Raw genomic sequence first — 18,192 nt, 5'->3', positions numbered from 1 at the left:
GTATTTACCTTACAATAATCTTACGACCACGATAGAAACCATCTGAAGTAATATGATGGCGTAAATGAGTTTGACCAGAAACTTTATCACAAGATAAAATCATCATAGTCAACTTATCATGTGACCGTCGCATACCGCGACAAGAACGGGTTTTTTTATTTTGTTGTACGGCCATAATTCTTATTCCTTAATATAATTATATTTTAAATATCAGTAATGTGCAAATGTACTTAATCATCTAATCTATTAAATAATATGTTATATGATATACTACTATAAACATTTTACATTATTTAGATTTATGTATAAAAAGTACTATTAATAATAAATTTAATAAATTATCAAAATAACTAAATTTATAAAACTTTATATAATGTACTTATAAGACGAAGCATAAAATATTATATAAAATTTACTATTTTAACATATGATCAATAATATGCAATATTGATATGGTGTCAAAATAGCTAATGAATAATTATTATTAATAACCTTTAAATAATAAGATTATATAGGGATATACTTTAAGTTAAGTAACAATAGATATATTTTTATTTATTTAATACAAATATACAATAAATAAAAATATCGTAAATATAACATTAATCCTCATTAAATCTCACTAGGTTATAATATAGATACACAACTAATGATATAAATAAGGATGTATTAATAATCTATTATTATAAATACAAATTAAGACAAAAAATAAAAATAAAAAATTCATACTTTCTTTGGTTTATTTTAAAATTTTTTACTACTACTGTTAATACAAATGCTTACCTTGCTTTAATAATATATTAAATAGTTTGAAGTACTTATAAGTAAAATGTATCGTAAGTAAAACTTAATTGATAGATATCTTGTACATAGATGAGATTATACAATTAATATGTATTATTCTCCTATATAAAAATATAAAATACAAAGAGTATATAATTAAAGTTTATTAATCTAAGATAAAATACTTAAATAATTTACATTAAATGTTAAATATCCATTTAAAAACACATTAAAATTTAAATTAAGCAAATAAAATTTAATAATAAATTTCTTAAATTATTTCTTGACTTAAAAAAAAAGGGGTGTATTATACCTACAATAATCAAAGTAAAAAACTATGTTTCAGCTCTCTGCTCTTTAAAAATTTTATTAGACAATCTCTTAAGATTATTATCTTAACCTATTTATATTTTTAGATAAATAAACATAATGCTATTTTTTAAATAGAAACATAATAATCAAAATTTTTAATTTAAATACTAGCTTAAATATTTACAAAAACTAGTATTGTTTATTTTATAAACATAACTGATTACATAAATAAATATACATAACTTAAAATTCCTTTAATATTTAAAATAAAAATTAAAGGTAGTCTGATAAAATACAACAAAATATTTATAAAAATTATTTATCTGGTATTTGCAAAATAAGTAAAAATAATTTACTTCAATAATTATCATCCATACAAACTTTTTTAAAATAAAAGTACTACCCTAGTATATAAAATTTTACTAAAAATATCTTAAAATGTGATTCTAAGATAATTGCTCTTTTAAAAATTTGGAATAAGCTAAAATTTTAAATCAACTTAAGCGACTTGAATTAGGTAAAAGTCTTTCAAGCTAGTTTCTCAATTTTACAATTTTAAAAACTGTCTTTAACTGTTTTATAAGCAGAATAATATATAAGAGACATCTTCGGGTTGTGGGGTTAAGTGACTAAGCGTACACGGTGAATGCCTAGGCAGTCAGAGGCGATGAAGGACGTGCTAATCTGCGATAAGCGTCGGTAAGCTGATATGAAGCACTATTAACCGATGATCTCCGAATGGGGAAACCCAGTGCAATATTGCATTATCATTAAGTGAATAAATAGCTTAATGAAGCGAACCAGAGGAACTGAAACATCTAAGTACTCTGAGGAAAAGAAATCAACCGAGATTCCCTTAGTAGTGGCGAGCGAAAAGGGAACAGCCCAGAACCTTCAGCAAAGCATATGTCAGAGGAAATGTCTGGAAAGACATGCGATACAGGGTGATAGCCCCGTACTTTAAAATATATGCATTGTGAGTTCAATGAGTAGGGCGGGACACGTGATATCCTGTCTGAATACAGGGGGACCATCCTCTAAGGCTAAATACTCCTGACTGACCGATAGTGAACAAGTACCGTGAGGGAAAGGCGAAAAGAACCCCGGTAAGGGGAGTGAAATAGAACCTGAAACCGTGTACGTACAAGCAGTGGGAGCACATTAATAGTGTGACCGCGTACCTTTTGTATAATGGGTCAGCGACTTATATTTTGTAGCAAGGTTAACCGATTAGGGAAGCCGTAGGGAAACCGAGTCTTAACTAGGCGTTTAGTTGCAAGATATAGACCCGAAACCCGGTGATCTAGCCATGAGCAGGTTGAAAGTTAGGTAACACTAACTGGAGGACCGAACCGACTAATGTTGAAAAATTAGCGGATGACTTGTGGCTAGGGGTGAAAGGCCAATCAAACCGGGAGATAGCTGGTTCTCCCCGAAAGCTATTTAGGTAGCGCCTCGTGCATTCATCTTCTGGGGTAGAGCACTGTTTCGACTAGGGGGTCACCCCGACTTACCAACTCGATGCAAACTACGAATACTGAAGAATGTTATCACGGGAGACACACGGCGGGTGCTAACGTCCGTCGTGAAAAGGGAAACAACCCAGACCGCCAGCTAAGGTCCCAAAGTCATAGTTAAGTGGGAAACGATGTGGGAAGGCATAAACAGCCAGGATGTTGGCTTAGAAGCAGCCATCATTTAAAGAAAGCGTAATAGCTCACTGGTCGAGTCGGCCTGCGCGGAAGATATAACGGGGCTAAACTATGCACCGAAGCTGCGGCAACAGCACTTGTGCTGTTGGGTAGGGGAGCGTTCTGTAAGCCTGTGAAGATAAGCTTGTAAAAGCTATTGGAGGTATCAGAAGTGCGAATGCTGACATAAGTAACGATAAAGCGGGTTAAAAACCCGCTCGCCGAAAGACCAAGGTTTCCTGTCCAACGTTAATCGGGGCAGGGTAAGTCGACCCCTAAGGCGAGGCCAAAAGGCGTAGTCGATGGACAACAGGTTAATATTCCTGTACTCAATGTTACTGCGAAGGGGGGACGAAGCAGGCTAGGCTATCCAAGCGACGGTTGTCTTGGTTCAAGCGTGTAGGGGGTTAGAGTTGGCAAATCCGCTCTTTCGTTAACCCTGAGGCGTTATAACGAATTACTTAGGTAATGAAGTAGTTAATGCCACACTTCCAAGAAAAGCCTCTAAGCTCTAAGTAACATAGAATCGTACCCCAAACCGACACAGGTGGTTAGGTAGAGAATACTAAGGCGCTTGAGAAAACTCGGGTGAAGGAACTAGGCAAAATGGTGCCGTAACTTCGGGAAAAGGCATGCTGGCATGTAAGTGAAAATTCCTTGCGAATATAGCTGAAGCCAGTCGAAGATACCAGCTAGCTGCAACTGTTTAATAAAAACACAGCACTGTGCAAACACGAAAGTGGACGTATACGGTGTGACGCCTGCCCGGTGCTGGAAGGTTAATTGATGGGGTTAACCGCAAGGTAAAGCTCTTGATCGAAGCCCCAGTAAACGGCGGCCGTAACTATAACGGTCCTAAGGTAGCGAAATTCCTTGTCGGGTAAGTTCCGACCTGCACGAATGGCGTAATGATGGCTAGACTGTCTCCACCCGAGACTCAGTGAAATTGAAATCGCTGTGAAGATGCAGTGTACCCGCGGCAAGACGGAAAGACCCCGTGAACCTTTACTATAGCTTGATACTGAATATTGAATATTGATGTATAGGATAGGTGGGAGGATTTGAAGTGTGGACGCCAGTCCACATGGAACCAACCTTGAAATACCACCCTTGAATGTTTAATGTTCTAACTCCGATCCCTTAGCGGGATCGAGGACAGTGTCTGGTGGGTAGTTTGACTGGGGCGGTCTCCTCCTAAAGAGTAACGGAGGAGTACTAAGGTTAGCTAATCACGGTCGGACATCGTGAGGTTAGTGCAATGGCATAAGCTAGCTTAACTGCAAGAGTGACTACTCAAGCAGGTACGAAAGTAGGTCATAGTGATCCGGTGGTTCTGAATGGAAGGGCCATCGCTCAACGGATAAAAGGTACTCCGGGGATAACAGGCTAATACCGCCCAAGAGTTCATATCGACGGCGGTGTTTGGCACCTCGATGTCGGCTCATCACATCCTGGGGCTGCAGTAAGTCCCAAGGGTATGGCTGTTCGCCATTTAAAGTGGTACGCGAGCTGGGTTTAGAACGTCGTGAGACAGTTCGGTCCCTATCTGCCGTGGGCGTTGGAAGATTGAGAGGGGCTGCTCCTAGTACGAGAGGACCGGAGTGGACGCATCACTGGTGTTCGGGTTGTCATGCCAATGGCATTGCCCGGTAGCTACATGCGGAAAAGATAAGCGCTGAAAGCATCTAAGCACGAAACTTGCCTCAAGATAAGTCTTCCCGAGACCTTGAGTCTCCTAAAGGAACGTTTAAGACTAAGACGTTGATAGGCTGGATGTGGAAGCGTCGTGATACGTTGAGCTAACCAGTACTAATGATCCGTGAGGCTTAACCTCACAACACCAAAGATGTTTTAATTAAAAAATTGAATAAAATTAGCTTGTTTAATAAATTTAATAAAATAATAAAATGTAGTAAATTAATAATAATTAGCTTGGCGGCAATAGCGCGGTGGTCCCACCTGAACCATGCCGAACTCAGAAGTGAAACATCGTAGCGCCAATGGTAGTGTGGGGTTTCCCCATGCGAGAGTAGGAAACTGCCAAGCCTTAAATTAGTAAGTAGGTGTGGAGCGGTAGTTCAGTTGGTTAGAATACCTGCCTGTCACGCAGGGGGTCGCGGGTTCGAGTCCCGTCCGTTCCGCCACTTATCAAGTTTTATTGGTGATATTACTTCTTGTTTTATGAAAAATACTTCAACTATTAAATACAATGATTTTGTTACATAAATTATTATAAATTATAATTCATAACATAATATCTAATCAAAATCATATGAACTTAATATCTCTTAAAAATATTACGGTAAATTTTAATAACAGTAATATACTCTCTGATATATCACTAAAGCTAAAATATGGGCGTATTATAACTATAATAGGGCCTAATGGTGCTGGAAAATCAACTTTAGTACGCGTAGTATTAGGTTTAATTAAACCTACATCAGGATCAATAATTACCACAGGTAATTTAACTATTGGTTATGTACCACAAAAAATATACTTAAATAACATGCTACCATTAACAGTTAACCGTTTTATTCGACTGCGTCCTGATGTACGTAAACAAGATGTTTTACCTGCTTTAAAACGAGTTGATGCAGCACATCTTTTAAATATACCTATGCAAAAACTATCAGGAGGAGAAAATCAGCGTGTTTTATTAACACGCGCCTTGATTAATAAACCTGCTTTATTGGTATTAGATGAACCAACTACAGGAGTGGATCTTAATGGTCAGCTTGCGCTATATGATTTAATTAATCAATTTAGAAAAGAGGTACGTTGTTCTGTTTTAATAATTTCTCATGATTTACATTTAGTTATGGCTCAAACAGATGAGGTATTATGTCTTAATCAGCATATTTGTTGTTCAGGAACACCTGAAGTGATTTCAATACATCCTGAATTTATTGCTATGTTTGGTCGCTATGGGGCTGATAAACTAGCTATTTATCGTCATCATCATCAGCAATTACCCTTATAATCTATTAATTTGGCTCTTATAACTTAATACGAATGAAAATACTAATACTGAAAATTAATTATATCATTCTAAATAAATTAGCACCTTTTTATTTAGAATGATTATTTAGCTGATGATTAAACCAACTTTCTAAAATAATAGCTGCTGAAATAGAATCTACTTTACCTTTTTTTAGGGTACGATAGCCCTCACTAGCAAAAAGATGTGTATAAGCCTCTACAGTACTAAATCGTTCATCATGTAAAACTACCTGTACTCCAAAACGACCATGAATACAACTAGCAAATTTACGTGCTTGAGTAGTAATAAACTGTTCGGTACCATCTATATTTAATGGTAGTCCTACTATAACTAAATTTATATGCCATTCTTTTAAAATTTTTCCTATTTTAGACCAATCTGGTAATCCCTTTTCAGTTTTAAAAAAATCAAGAGGATGAGCTATACCTATCACTTCTTGCCCTACTGCAACACCAATATTCTTAGTACCAAAATCAAAAGCAATAATATCTCTTCTATTTCTCATTAGGCATGTCCAATTGAAGTAACTATCTGACGAATATCTATACCTATTTTTTTAGATGCATTTATCCAACGCTCTGCAATAGGTGAATAAAAAAATAAATTAGTATATGCTTCAACTGTTAGCCAACAATTATCTAATAACTCTTGTTCTAATTGACCATAATCCCAACTACAATAACCTAAAGAAATAAATATATCTTTTGGTTGATTTTTTGTGCCTAATGTTTCTAATATATCACGAGATGTAGTTAGCATACACTCAGAGGATATCTCTATACTAGAGTTGAAATATAATTGTGGTGTATGTAATACAAAACCTCTATCTTCAGCTAACGGACCACCATACATAACTGGTTTATCCAGGTTAATCTTAAGATCCATTAATCCTGGAATAATATTTAACTTTTGTAAAAATATTGCCAAAGTAAGTTGTTCTATGGGTTTATTAATTACTAAACCCATTGCTCCTTCGCTATTGTGCTTGCATATATATATAACCGTGCGCTTAAAGAGATGATCATGCATAGAAGGCATTGCTATAAGAAAATGATGTGCTAAATTCATTATATGGATTCAACTCACTAGTATTTATTAATATATATAACATTTAGTTTTTTAGAGAGCAGTACTTTTATACTATAATTTGATTATACTTATTTTAAATGGATATTACTAATCAAGTAAAAACGATTTTACTCTAAAATTAATTAGTATTTTAGTAAAAAAAAATTTAAATTAATAACAAGATCAAGATTATCTTACCTGATACTTAATTAAACATAAAAGAATAATAAAATCTTTATAAATATATAATACTACAATATAAAATACTTTTATTGTTTCTATTTCTATTCTTAATAATAAAATATAGATATTTATAACACATTACATCTAAAAGATAACTATACAGAATGATTACTTAATAAACTAAGCACTGTACGTAAACTACATAAATCAGAATAATATTCTCTAAGTAATTTACTCATAAGCAATATAAAACTATATTCGTATTATTAATATGTATTCATGTAATATTAAGAATAGAATTCTATATTTATTATTTAAATTAATATCTTTATTTTATAAAAAATATATAATTTAGTAAATATTTTTATTATATATTATAACTTTATAGTACTGAACTAATTTTAGTGATGTTGATTAAAGCATTATTATATTTTGATATTTAATTTAAAAATATAGATATAGTTAGTTTAACTACCAAAATATTTATAATATTTCTTACATGATTATAATGTAATACAATATTTAATAAAAACTAACTGTAATAAAAAATTATTTAATAAGTAATATTGTATTCTAAGTATATTATTAAACTAAGTATTTTTTATAGTAAAATTTTGAGGTTAATATAAAATTTTTTTAAAACCAGTTAAGGATACTATTACATTAAATAGACATGCAAAAAATTATATTAATATAATAAGTAAAAAGATTCTTACTTCTAGATTATTTAGTAAATTATATAATAATTTAAAGACTATCTTTTAAATAAGAAGATAAAATACTCTATTGATATAGAGTAAAAGATATTAAATATATTTAAATATCATAATATATTAAAATTACTTAAAGAAAGAATTTATAAGGATTTTTTTTGGCGGCATTTTTTAAAGAAATTATCTAATACATTAGTACACTCATTCACCATTGTTCCTGCAGTAATCTCAATCTGATGTGTTATTCCTAAATTATTAAAAATATCAAAAAAATTCTTAGTTGCTCCCATTTTTATATTACTTGCACCATATACTAAACGCTTAATACGACTATGAACTATTGCCCCAGCACACATTATACATGGTTCTAACGTGACATATAACGTAGTATTAATTAAGCGATAATTATGTAATATTTTACCACCCTGTCTTAAAGCTATAATCTCGGCATGTGCAGATGGATCATGATTAGTAATAGGACAATTCCATCCCCACCCTATTACCTTCAAATCTAGAATCAAAACAGCTCCTATAGGAACTTCACCCTGATACAAGGCATTATAAGCCATTAATAAAGCCTGCTGCATCCAGTAAGCATCATTTAATTTACTCATATTATGAATTACCTTATTTGCTCAAAGAGAGTTATTATATTTACTTTAAAATTAGTGTAATTAAATTACAATATATAAGTAAATTTGTTACATTTGTTTGTTAAATTAATAGGAATTAAATTCTATTTTGCAAAAATTCTACGCTGTCTCTCTGTTCTATCACTTAGTATTATCTGACTTACTAAAACTAAAATTAATGATATAGTTAGTAATATAGTTGCTAATGCATTAACAACGGGAGAGACACCTAATTTTACCATTGAATATATTTTCAATGGTAAAATTTCATAACTAGGACTACTCACAAAAGAAGAAATCACCACATCATCAATAGAAAGAGCAAAACTTAATAACCAACCTGCTATCACTGCAGGCATAGTAAGTGGAAAAATTATTTTTTGTAGAATAATAATTTCGCTAGCACCTAAATCTTTAGCCGCTTCTAACATGCGCACATCGAAACATTTTAGACGTGAATATACAGTTACTACTACAAATGGTAAGCAAAAAGTAATATGCGAAAATAGAAGAGACCAGAAACCCAAAGAAACTTCTAGTAGGATAAAAAGTACTAGAAAAGAAATAGCCATAACTATATCCGGTGATACCATTAATACAAATAACATACCACTGATAAATAACTTCCCCCGAAAATGATAACGGAATAAAGCTACTGCCATTAAAGAGCCAATTAATGCAGCAAAAGTTGAAGAAAAAACTGCCATTGTAACAGAATTACTAGCTGCCTGAAGTAGGATTTCATTATTTATTAACTTTCCATACCAATCAAGAGTAAAACCTTTCCAGTTAATACCAAAACGAGAACTATTAAAAGAATTAGCGATCAAAATAATAATAGGAATATATAAATAGGCGTATATTATCAACATAAATGTACTACGCAGTAAAACTCCAATCACTAAAGTCCCACCTTATTACTCATTAAATTACCGACACGGTAATAAATATACATTAACATTCCCATTAATATATTTAACACGATACTAGTTGCTGCACCAAAAGGCCAATTACCAATATTTAAAAATTGATTTTTTATTACATTACCAATCAGTAAATTATGTGCTCCACCAAGAAGATCAGAAACATAGAACATTCCTAAAGAAGATAACATAACCAACATGGAACCTGCAATAATACCCGGTAGTGTTAATGGTATTATAATGCGTATAAATATCTGTATTTTGTTAGCTCCTAAATCACGAGCTGCTTCTATAACCGAATTATCTAGTTTTTGAATACTAGAATAAAGAGGAATAACCATAAATGGTTGTAAAATATAAATCAATCCTAGAATAACTGCTTCTGGTGTGTATATAATTCTTAAGGGTGTATCGATAATTCCCATCCATAAGAGAAATTCATTTAGATATCCTTTAGTACTTAAAAATATCTTTAATCCGTAAATACGTACTAATGAGCTAGTCCATAAAGGCGCTATTAATAAAAATAGTGAAATAAAACGTAATTTGTCGGGCATATGCACTAAAATAAAAGCAAAAGGATATCCACACAATAAACAACAGATTGTAGTAAAGATAGCAATACTTAAAGTATGTAGTAATACTTTAGTATATAATGGATCAAATAAACGTATATAACTATCAAAAGTTAATACCATCTTCACTAAAGTAGTGTCATCTTTAGTCATAAAACTAGTTACAATAATTATTAAATTGGGTATCAAGACAAATAATACTAACCAAAAAAATACAATTAAGATGACTATTTTCTTAAAATACTTATGCATTTTATTCATCAGCAAGTACTACTTCCCAGCGTTCAACCCAAGTTATAGCCATTTTTTGATTCAATAAATAATTTAAATCAGGATCATCTTCGTTAAAGAATTCACTTACTAGAACTATCTTGCCATTTTCTAATTCAACGGTATATTCAAGTGTCATACCTTTGTAGTTACGCTCTCGTATATATCCTATAATTCCATTAACTTTTTGACCGTAATATATTTCCTTTACGCGTATATCTTCTGGGCGTAATAATACATTTAACTTATCTCCTATCACGACCTTTCTTGTTGTACTCATATAAATATTACACTCATAACCCTCAACATTTGCCCGAACACGATAATCATCGATACGATATAAAACCTCAGCATTAAAAATATTAATTTCACCAATAAAACTAGCAACAAATATATTTTTAGGTTCTTCATATATTTCACGAGGAGTACCATCCTGTTCAATGTTTCCTTTTCGCATTACTACTATACGGTCTGATATTGTTAGAGCTTCCTTCTGATCGTGCGTTACAAATATAAAAGTAAACCCTAGCTTACGTTGTAATGCTTTCAGCTCATTTTGCATCTGCTTACGAAGTTTATAATCTAATGCTGATAACGATTCATCTAACAGTAGAACTTTAGGTTTATTAACTACTGCACGCGCAATAGCAACACGCTGTTGCTGACCACCAGATAGTTGGTGAGGACGACATTGTGAAAACTCTTCTAACTGCACCATAGATAGTGCTTCTAAAGCACGGGGTAAAATTTCAGTTTTAGGTCTTTTCTGCATATGTAAACCGAATGCTACATTTTCGATCACACTCATATGTGGAAATAGTGCATAACTTTGAAAAACAGTATTAACATGACGATTTTCTGCTGGATGATTAGTTACATCCTTACCATCTAAAATAATTCTACCATCATCTATTTCTTCTAAACCAGCAATAAGACGTAAAACAGTGGTTTTCCCACAACCAGAAGGACCGATAATAGTTAAAAATTCACCATGATTAATAGTTAGATGAAAATTATTAAGGATATTTTTACCATTAAAAGATTTTCTGACATCTATCAAACTTACTACAGGTTGAGATTTTTTATAAATATTTAATAAGGAGATATTGGTCATTAATTTGCTACTTTATCTAACTACATATTGCAGATAAAACCACAACTAGAAAGAATTTGAGAACAGGTTAACTAACACTGTCATTAAAATACTAAAAACATAAGAAGTTCTCTTGTAAAAGAATATAATAATATTAAATAAATTTATTATATCAAAATTATGTATTGATTTATAATTAGTTTTTATAATTATAAAAAATTAGGTCAATCATTCTAAAATATATTTGAATAACAGTTCAATATAACTTGCTAATTAGTAAAGTATTTTTATTTAATTTTTAATGGGATTTTTATAGTAATAATTTTTTCTTTAGCAAAAATATGTTTGCTAAAATCATACAATTTTATAACATTTTGAATAAGTATCTTGTGATTGAAAGATCATTAAATATCATTATTAATATCAATATAACTTAAAATATTTTATGTAGATAAGAATAGTGAATATATTCTTCCTAACTTAGGATATTATTACTAGTAATAATAAATAATTTTTACTTTTATATTCTCAAATTCAATAAAATATAGTAAAATAATAAACTATTTAGTTTAAATATGAATTTAATAAACTACAATAGTTAGTAATATAACATTAAATACTAACATACCAAGCAATAATAAAAAGTTAATGATTAATTATACCTAAACTTTAGTTATTTTGGGTATGCTAAAATATATAATATTAAAACATAATAAGTATTATAGTATATATCTATAAATATAGAGTTAATATTATTAAAATAATACATATACTACAATTAGCTTTAATTTATACTTTATTTAAAAGGATTAAATTACTAAAAAAATATTTTTTAATAAAATATTTATATGTGAATTACTCATGTAATATAAAAGTACTTGTATATATAATAAATATTAGTATGACTATTATAATAATACTTTTTATCAAAAATCAAAAAAAAGTGTATAAATAAAATTTTAAGTAAAGCACTATTTAAAATAAATAATATTTATTTTACTAATATTAAAATTAGCTTATTTATAAAGATATTACACTCGAATTATACTAATAATCAGAATGAATTTTTTATTAAAATACTACCAATCAATAATTATTTTAAATAGTATTTTATACTATAAATCATAGGTAGTATATATTTATAATAAAACTTATAAAGTAATATAGGTATATTCTCTAATTTCTTTATTTAGTAAATATTTTTTACGATACCTGAAATTTAGCAAAAATAATTTTAGCTATACTAATAAATTATATTTTAATTAAAACAATATCTCTTTGGTAAGATTACATATAAAGAGTCGATAAAAATTTTTACTCACAGAATCAACATAAAAAAATTGAAACTATATTTTATAAGTCCTAATAATTATAAAATAAAACTAGACTAGTTGTAAATTATTTTCTTGGGTTTATATAATTTGTATACATTACTCAATACATAATAAATTAATAATTTTTAACAAGAAAACTCCCTAAATTATCTAAATTTAAAAATGAATATCATCTAAAATATTAATATAGTGAAAGAAATGAAAAGAACTTAATCTGATATATAAATAGTTGAAGATAAAGTCTTATTTATATATGGATTTCTAACATTCCTTTACCCTTAAAAAGATATTATTTCTATAATATAAGAATTTTAGAAGATACAGATATCTTATTAAGATAAATAATCTTCCTAATAATTAGAAACATACATATAGTAGAGTAAAAATAATAAAAGCATTCTTTACTATAATTCTGAATAATAAACAAAAAAAGCAGATAACAAATAACTATTAAAAATACAAAATACTCAGTTAAATAAGTATCTTTAAAACAAGATAGGATTACAATTTTTATATATTATCTTTAGTACAATAAATGTTTAATAACTAAGATAAAAATCTATATTATATATATATTAGTTAATATAATTCATTAACTAAAACAAAAATAAAATAAATTACTTATAACTAATAAATATTTAAATACAATATATCCTTGCACTTTTAATTATTTTAAAATATACAAACTACAAAATTAAAAAAAATATTTAATAAGAAATACTTATTATATACTATAACCACTTGATATACTAAATATATATTTTAATATATTTTTACTATTATCTCTAAAATAATATTTATATTTAATAATAAATATTAACACCTATTATAATTAATATTAAGTTAAAATAAATTATTATTATTTTTATTTAAAAATAATTACTTTAGAGTGAATATTACTAACTTTTAGTTAGATCATGATAAAAAAATTTTTCTTAAAAAATTAGCATAATATAAAATATTTTTAATAAAATTTTATATAGTAGTTAGATTAAATTTTATTAAACCTTACTAATTTATCATTTTATATTTATAAAATATAACACTTATTTATTCAATAATATAATGCATTAATATTAATATAAGATTAGACTATTATAGTCTATAAAGTATTTTTATAATTTTATTAATAAAATATTGGTCATTTCTTTTAAGATATAATACTTATATAAATTTACTAATTAATAAAATTATATGATTAATATAATTTTATTAAAAATGACCTATATAGTTCTAACTATATATTAGATTCCTTAAGAAAAAATTAACTTACTATATTTAGTTATCTACGTGCATATATCTATTAATAGGTAATTATTATGTAAAAATATTCTTAACCAATATTATATATTGTTTAGTAATAAAAAACAATAGTTCTAGTATTTTATACTAAAAATGTTAATTTAAATTATTAATAACAAAGTTTATATATATTTATTTTTATTTCTTATTAAGAGATAGAATTTTTTTAAGTATAATCAGTGATTATAATATTATTTATTAAAATTAAGATAAATTAATACTATTAATTTATAGTTTATTTAAATCTAATATTAAATAGAGACTTCTATTTTTTTTGAGTGCAATAGTTTAAAACTGTTGTTATTTATTATAATCTTATTATCAAATGTATATAAAAACGTAATAAGTAACTATCTGTAGCTGTCCGACATGTTAATTATAAGTCCTTAAAAATATAAGGTAAGTACGCATTTCTCTATAAATTCAGTTATGGTTATAACTTAATTTATATTAATAACTTGATTGTAGAATAATATATGTAGCTGAATGATTGATGAGTTAATCTGTACTGTCATATTTAACATATTAAAGTAATATTTAGTTAATAAAATAGTAAAATCTATATAGATTTTACTATAATAAACCTAGATTATCTATTTTAGATTTTTCATCTATCTATAAAAATTATATCTATATTAACCTTGATAATTTTATTTAAAACTAAATTAATTTAGCTAAATATTGTAGGTGATTTAATGTGCAAGAAATCAATATGTATGAGTTTACGTCTAAAAGGGTGGCGTTGAATAGCCTGAACCTTAACACTATGTTTTTTTTCGTCAATTATTAGAGTAATGACCTCTGCATAAAATTCTTTTTTTTCTTGCATATTCCAGGTAGCATCATGTGCGATTGATACCGATACTGGTTTTGTATTGTTACCATAAACAATAGCAGGTAACTTACCAGAAATACGTAGTCGACGACTAGAGCTTTTACCTTGATCTTTACGTATATTTGCTTTAATAGTTAACATATTTTATATTTTATCTCAAATTTATATTTATTATAGGTAACTTAGCAAAAAGACTGAATTATAAGTACTATCTTAATCAGCAATATAATATAGTTGCATTATATCAGGATATATTTATTATATCAAATAAATATATTTTTATTAGCCTTTATTTTTACAAATAACTAATAAAACATCTTTACCTATAGAATTATAATAAAACTTCAAGAAATATCTTATGTATTAATACAACTATCGTTATAGTGACTCTTAAAAATTATTATTTTCTTTAATATATAAGTAAAAATATATGTAGCAGTATTTCTATATAATCTGTGTAGTATAGTAATATAATGTTCCATTATAAAAATTTATTAAATATTAATATTGTATTAATATTTATCTTAATAACAACTTAATTTATATGCATTCTAGAAACTAGAACTGTATAAAAAATACACGGAAAAACTATTATATAATATAAAAATTTTTATATATTTAGATGACCAGTATATATTTACTATTATAAATATAATATGATTATATTTATACATATTATTATTATATAGCAAATTATAAGAAATGATTGTATCACACTAATACAAGGTTTTTTTAAAATAAGTTAAAACAGTATACTTAAAATTAGTTTAATATAATTTTCTTTATCGATATAATAACAGTGTATTTACAATACTTACCTTCTTTAATAAACTCAAATAATTTAAATATATAATTACTCTTTTATAGTAAAAATTACAGATATGTTAGATTTTATTACTGACTAAATATTATTCTAATATGTTAGAGATTAAAGTATAGATGAATTAATAAATCCAACTATCTAGGTATATTGATCTACTGATAAAGGTATTAATATAAGATATAGTTATAAAATTATAATTTTATTATAAATAAATATATACTTAAAGTTATGTGAAAGAGCTCATAAGTAACATACTAGGAAAACTATAGTTATTAACTATTTAATTATTTTTTTCTAGTTAATACAATTTAGTTGATAAATATAAGTATATAAAAAAACTTATATTTATATATATTTAATAATAGTTTTATAAAAAAGAAATATTTTTAATATATTGCACGCAAAAACATTTTTATTTAATACTGTATTTGAAATAAAAATATAAATTTATTATAAGTTGTATTAATAACAAGAATAAATAATATTATTATAACTGATTATACTTAAGAAAATTATACTACTTAATAGTAATTTCTACTAAAATATCTAATATAGAAATAATAATATTATTGTACTTTTATTAAACAATATAATAATATTAGGTTAGAATATTTTTCGATAGTAATGACTTAACAATAAGTTTATCTACTTAGGTACCTCAAATATAATAAGTTAATTTTTTCTTAAAAAATATGATTCTATTACTAATAATAGTAGTACCACTGATAATTAGTTTATCCTAGTATAAATGATAAAATCATACAATAAAATTTATTATTTAGATATAATTATTAATATAATAAAGTAATAATATCTATTACTCACTAGTATATAATAATTTATTTTATATCACATATAAATAATTTTTATTATTATATTTATTAATGTAAGTAATACTATTATGTATAATTAATTATTTAAAATTTAAAATTTAAAATTTAAAATTGGCTCATGCTACGTGATATTATAAATTAATTAATTTCTAACCTCTATATTAAAGTATAAAAATATTATGAATAATGCAGTCTTACTAAAATATGATAATAACAAAGAAATTATACGACATATTCCAAGTTTTGTACGTCGTCATAGGAAATTAAGTAAAGGACAACAATTTGCATTGGATAATTTATGGCCCTTAATTGGAGTAGATTTTCAACATCTACAGCTTGATCTGATATCTTTATTTGGCCGTGACGCACCTACTGTACTAGAAATTGGTTTTGGTATAGGGTTATCATTGGTTGCTATGGCACAACAGCAACCCCAAAAAAATTTCTTCGGTATAGAAGTTTATCTACCAGGGATTATTGCATGTTTAAAGAGTACACATCAAGCTAATATAACTAATTTGCGTATCATACATCACGATGCTTTTGAAGTAGTAAATAAAATGATTCCAGAAAAATCACTAGAAATAGTTCAGCTATTTTTCCCTGACCCATGGCAAAAAAGTAAACATCATAAGCGCCGCTTAATACAATCTTTATTTGCTAAACAAATACAGAGCAAGTTAAAAATAGGAGGTTTTCTTCATATCGCAACAGATTGGAAAGACTATGCTAGATATATACTAACAGTAATGAATAATATACCAGGTTATCAGAATATATCTAAATATAACACATATATTACTAGGCCAGACTCACGTCCATTAACTAAGTTTGAAATAATTAGTAAAAATTTAGGACATGATACCTGGGACTTAATGTTTAAGAGACTATAGTTAATATTAATTATTTATATTTTCTTAATCACTTAATATAGTTGGATTATAATTAAAATCTAATTTAATAATAATTATTACGATGATAAATATAATTAAAAGATTGCATTAGTAATGCCACTTATAGTAAAATAATATTTATACTCTAAAAACCTAACTTTTAATACTAAAATATAATATTCTTCAATAACATATTAAAAGATTAAATAAAATTTTTAGATGAATATTAAAAATAATAATATAGAAGTGTTAATGTATCTAAATAAAATAAAAACATTAATTCATTAAAAACACAACTTACAAAAACTTTTTTAATAAAAATTTATTAGATTTATCATTTATAAATTATATAAAAAACTTTAACAACTATAAATAAAAAAGTAATTATTAATAATTTTAATACAACATAGTAGTAAATTTATTCTAAAAATAAAACAAGAATAAAACCATTTTATAGTTATATAACTTTATAACCTATAAAATTAACTAAAAATATTACAATATATATTTACAAAATTATTAGTTTTCTTAGTACTAAGGGAAGTATCTTTTGTTATATAAAATAATGTTTATTTTTCAATATTAAGGTGATATCAAATATCTATAGCTCTTAATAATTTACAATTTAAGTTAATAATAAAAAATATAAAGATTATTAATCTATATAATTTTACAGAATGTTATTAACATTCTAGTAATTTCATATCAATCTTTAAATACACTAAACCACTTTTTTAAATTTTAATTACTAACAATAAATTTATATGAAACTTAAATATAATAAAAAATATCTCTATGAAATATTAAATACATAGATAATAATTATTTTTATCGTTATCTTATTATCAGTATAATATAAAATAATCGTAATTTAATATTAAGAGATATCAACCCTAGTTAAATATTTCAAATTATTAATATAACT

General features: G+C 26.8%; 10 protein-coding genes, 1 tRNA gene and 2 rRNA genes. 5 read left to right on the top strand and 8 right to left on the bottom strand.

Translation table 11 applies throughout. The annotated features are described in order from the left end of the window. Positions 1 to 4 precede the first annotated feature (4 nt). Positions 5 to 175 carry a 50S ribosomal protein L32 gene (gene rpmF / locus K0T98_RS00960; RefSeq protein ID WP_225639547.1) on the bottom strand — a complete coding sequence of 57 codons (171 nt, stop codon included), beginning with the start codon at positions 173 to 175 and terminating at the stop codon, positions 5 to 7. A gap of 1,539 nt (positions 176 to 1,714) precedes the next feature. Here rpmF and K0T98_RS00955 point away from each other — a divergent pair. The 4 genes from K0T98_RS00955 (at position 1,715) to znuC (ending at position 5,769) form a co-directional block, all read left to right on the top strand. Then, a 23S ribosomal RNA gene (locus tag K0T98_RS00955) occupies positions 1,715 to 4,620 on the top strand. Between the two features lie 97 nt (positions 4,621 to 4,717). Further along, positions 4,718 to 4,832, top strand: a 5S ribosomal RNA gene (gene rrf, locus K0T98_RS00950). 21 nt (positions 4,833 to 4,853) lie between these two features. Next, positions 4,854 to 4,930, top strand: a tRNA-Asp gene (locus tag K0T98_RS00945). A 128-nt stretch (positions 4,931 to 5,058) separates the two neighbouring features. Beyond that, on the top strand, positions 5,059 to 5,769 hold the full coding sequence (gene znuC, locus K0T98_RS00940; RefSeq protein WP_225639546.1) for a zinc ABC transporter ATP-binding protein ZnuC: 711 nt from the start codon (positions 5,059 to 5,061) through the stop codon (positions 5,767 to 5,769). Positions 5,770 to 5,857: 88 nt separating this feature from the next. Here znuC and ruvX read toward each other — a convergent pair whose 3' ends face one another. From ruvX to rplY, 7 genes are all read right to left on the bottom strand, one after another. Further along, on the bottom strand, positions 5,858 to 6,295 hold the full coding sequence (gene ruvX / locus K0T98_RS00935; protein ID WP_225639545.1) for a Holliday junction resolvase RuvX: 438 nt from the start codon (positions 6,293 to 6,295) through the stop codon (positions 5,858 to 5,860). Continuing rightward, on the bottom strand, positions 6,295 to 6,858 hold the full coding sequence (locus K0T98_RS00930) for a YqgE/AlgH family protein (protein WP_225639544.1): 564 nt from the start codon (positions 6,856 to 6,858) through the stop codon (positions 6,295 to 6,297). The genes ruvX and K0T98_RS00930 overlap by 1 nt, the downstream gene beginning before the upstream one ends. Positions 6,859 to 7,897: 1,039 nt before the next feature. Beyond that, positions 7,898 to 8,368 carry a tRNA adenosine(34) deaminase TadA gene (tadA, locus tag K0T98_RS00925; protein WP_225639543.1) on the bottom strand — a complete coding sequence of 157 codons (471 nt, stop codon included), beginning with the start codon at positions 8,366 to 8,368 and terminating at the stop codon, positions 7,898 to 7,900. A 122-nt stretch (positions 8,369 to 8,490) separates the two neighbouring features. After that, on the bottom strand, positions 8,491 to 9,288 hold the full coding sequence (gene potC, locus K0T98_RS00920; RefSeq protein ID WP_225639542.1) for a spermidine/putrescine ABC transporter permease PotC: 798 nt from the start codon (positions 9,286 to 9,288) through the stop codon (positions 8,491 to 8,493). Continuing rightward, complete coding sequence (potB, locus tag K0T98_RS00915) at positions 9,288 to 10,145, bottom strand: spermidine/putrescine ABC transporter permease PotB (RefSeq protein ID WP_225639541.1); 858 nt, start codon at positions 10,143 to 10,145, stop codon at positions 9,288 to 9,290. The genes potC and potB overlap by 1 nt, the downstream gene beginning before the upstream one ends. Beyond that, a complete protein-coding gene (gene potA / locus K0T98_RS00910) occupies positions 10,138 to 11,268 on the bottom strand; it encodes a spermidine/putrescine ABC transporter ATP-binding protein PotA (RefSeq protein WP_225639540.1) in 1,131 nt (376 codons plus the stop codon). The genes potB and potA overlap by 8 nt, the downstream gene beginning before the upstream one ends. Before the next feature lie 3,285 nt (positions 11,269 to 14,553). Further along, positions 14,554 to 14,859 carry a 50S ribosomal protein L25 gene (gene rplY / locus K0T98_RS00905; protein ID WP_225639539.1) on the bottom strand — a complete coding sequence of 102 codons (306 nt, stop codon included), beginning with the start codon at positions 14,857 to 14,859 and terminating at the stop codon, positions 14,554 to 14,556. Between the two features lie 1,691 nt (positions 14,860 to 16,550). On the opposite strand from rplY, the gene trmB reads away from it, so the two are divergent. Next, the gene (trmB, locus tag K0T98_RS00900) at positions 16,551 to 17,267 is read left to right on the top strand and encodes a tRNA (guanosine(46)-N7)-methyltransferase TrmB (protein WP_225639656.1); all 717 of its coding nucleotides are present in this window, start codon (positions 16,551 to 16,553) and stop codon (positions 17,265 to 17,267) included. Positions 17,268 to 18,192 lie beyond the last annotated feature (925 nt).

This window comes from Candidatus Profftia sp. (ex Adelges kitamiensis), from assembly GCF_020342455.1.
GTDB lineage: Bacteria > Pseudomonadota > Gammaproteobacteria > Enterobacterales > Enterobacteriaceae > Profftia.
The sequence above is the reverse complement of the archived record's forward strand: the minus strand, read 5'-3'. Positions and strand labels throughout refer to the sequence as shown.

Bases quoted from the DNA above. Each gene is read 5' to 3' on its own strand.
- rpmF (WP_225639547.1), bottom strand. From the start codon at position 175: ATGGCCGTACAACAAAATAAAAAAACCCGTTCTTGTCGCGGTATGCGA.
- znuC (WP_225639546.1), top strand. From the start codon at position 5,059: ATGAACTTAATATCTCTTAAAAATATTACGGTAAATTTTAATAACAGT.
- ruvX (WP_225639545.1), bottom strand. From the start codon at position 6,295: ATGAGAAATAGAAGAGATATTATTGCTTTTGATTTTGGTACTAAGAAT.
- K0T98_RS00930 (WP_225639544.1), bottom strand. From the start codon at position 6,858: ATGAATTTAGCACATCATTTTCTTATAGCAATGCCTTCTATGCATGAT.
- tadA (WP_225639543.1), bottom strand. From the start codon at position 8,368: ATGAGTAAATTAAATGATGCTTACTGGATGCAGCAGGCTTTATTAATG.
- potB (WP_225639541.1), bottom strand. From the start codon at position 10,145: ATGAATAAAATGCATAAGTATTTTAAGAAAATAGTCATCTTAATTGTA.
- potA (WP_225639540.1), bottom strand. From the start codon at position 11,268: ATGACCAATATCTCCTTATTAAATATTTATAAAAAATCTCAACCTGTA.
- rplY (WP_225639539.1), bottom strand. From the start codon at position 14,859: ATGTTAACTATTAAAGCAAATATACGTAAAGATCAAGGTAAAAGCTCT.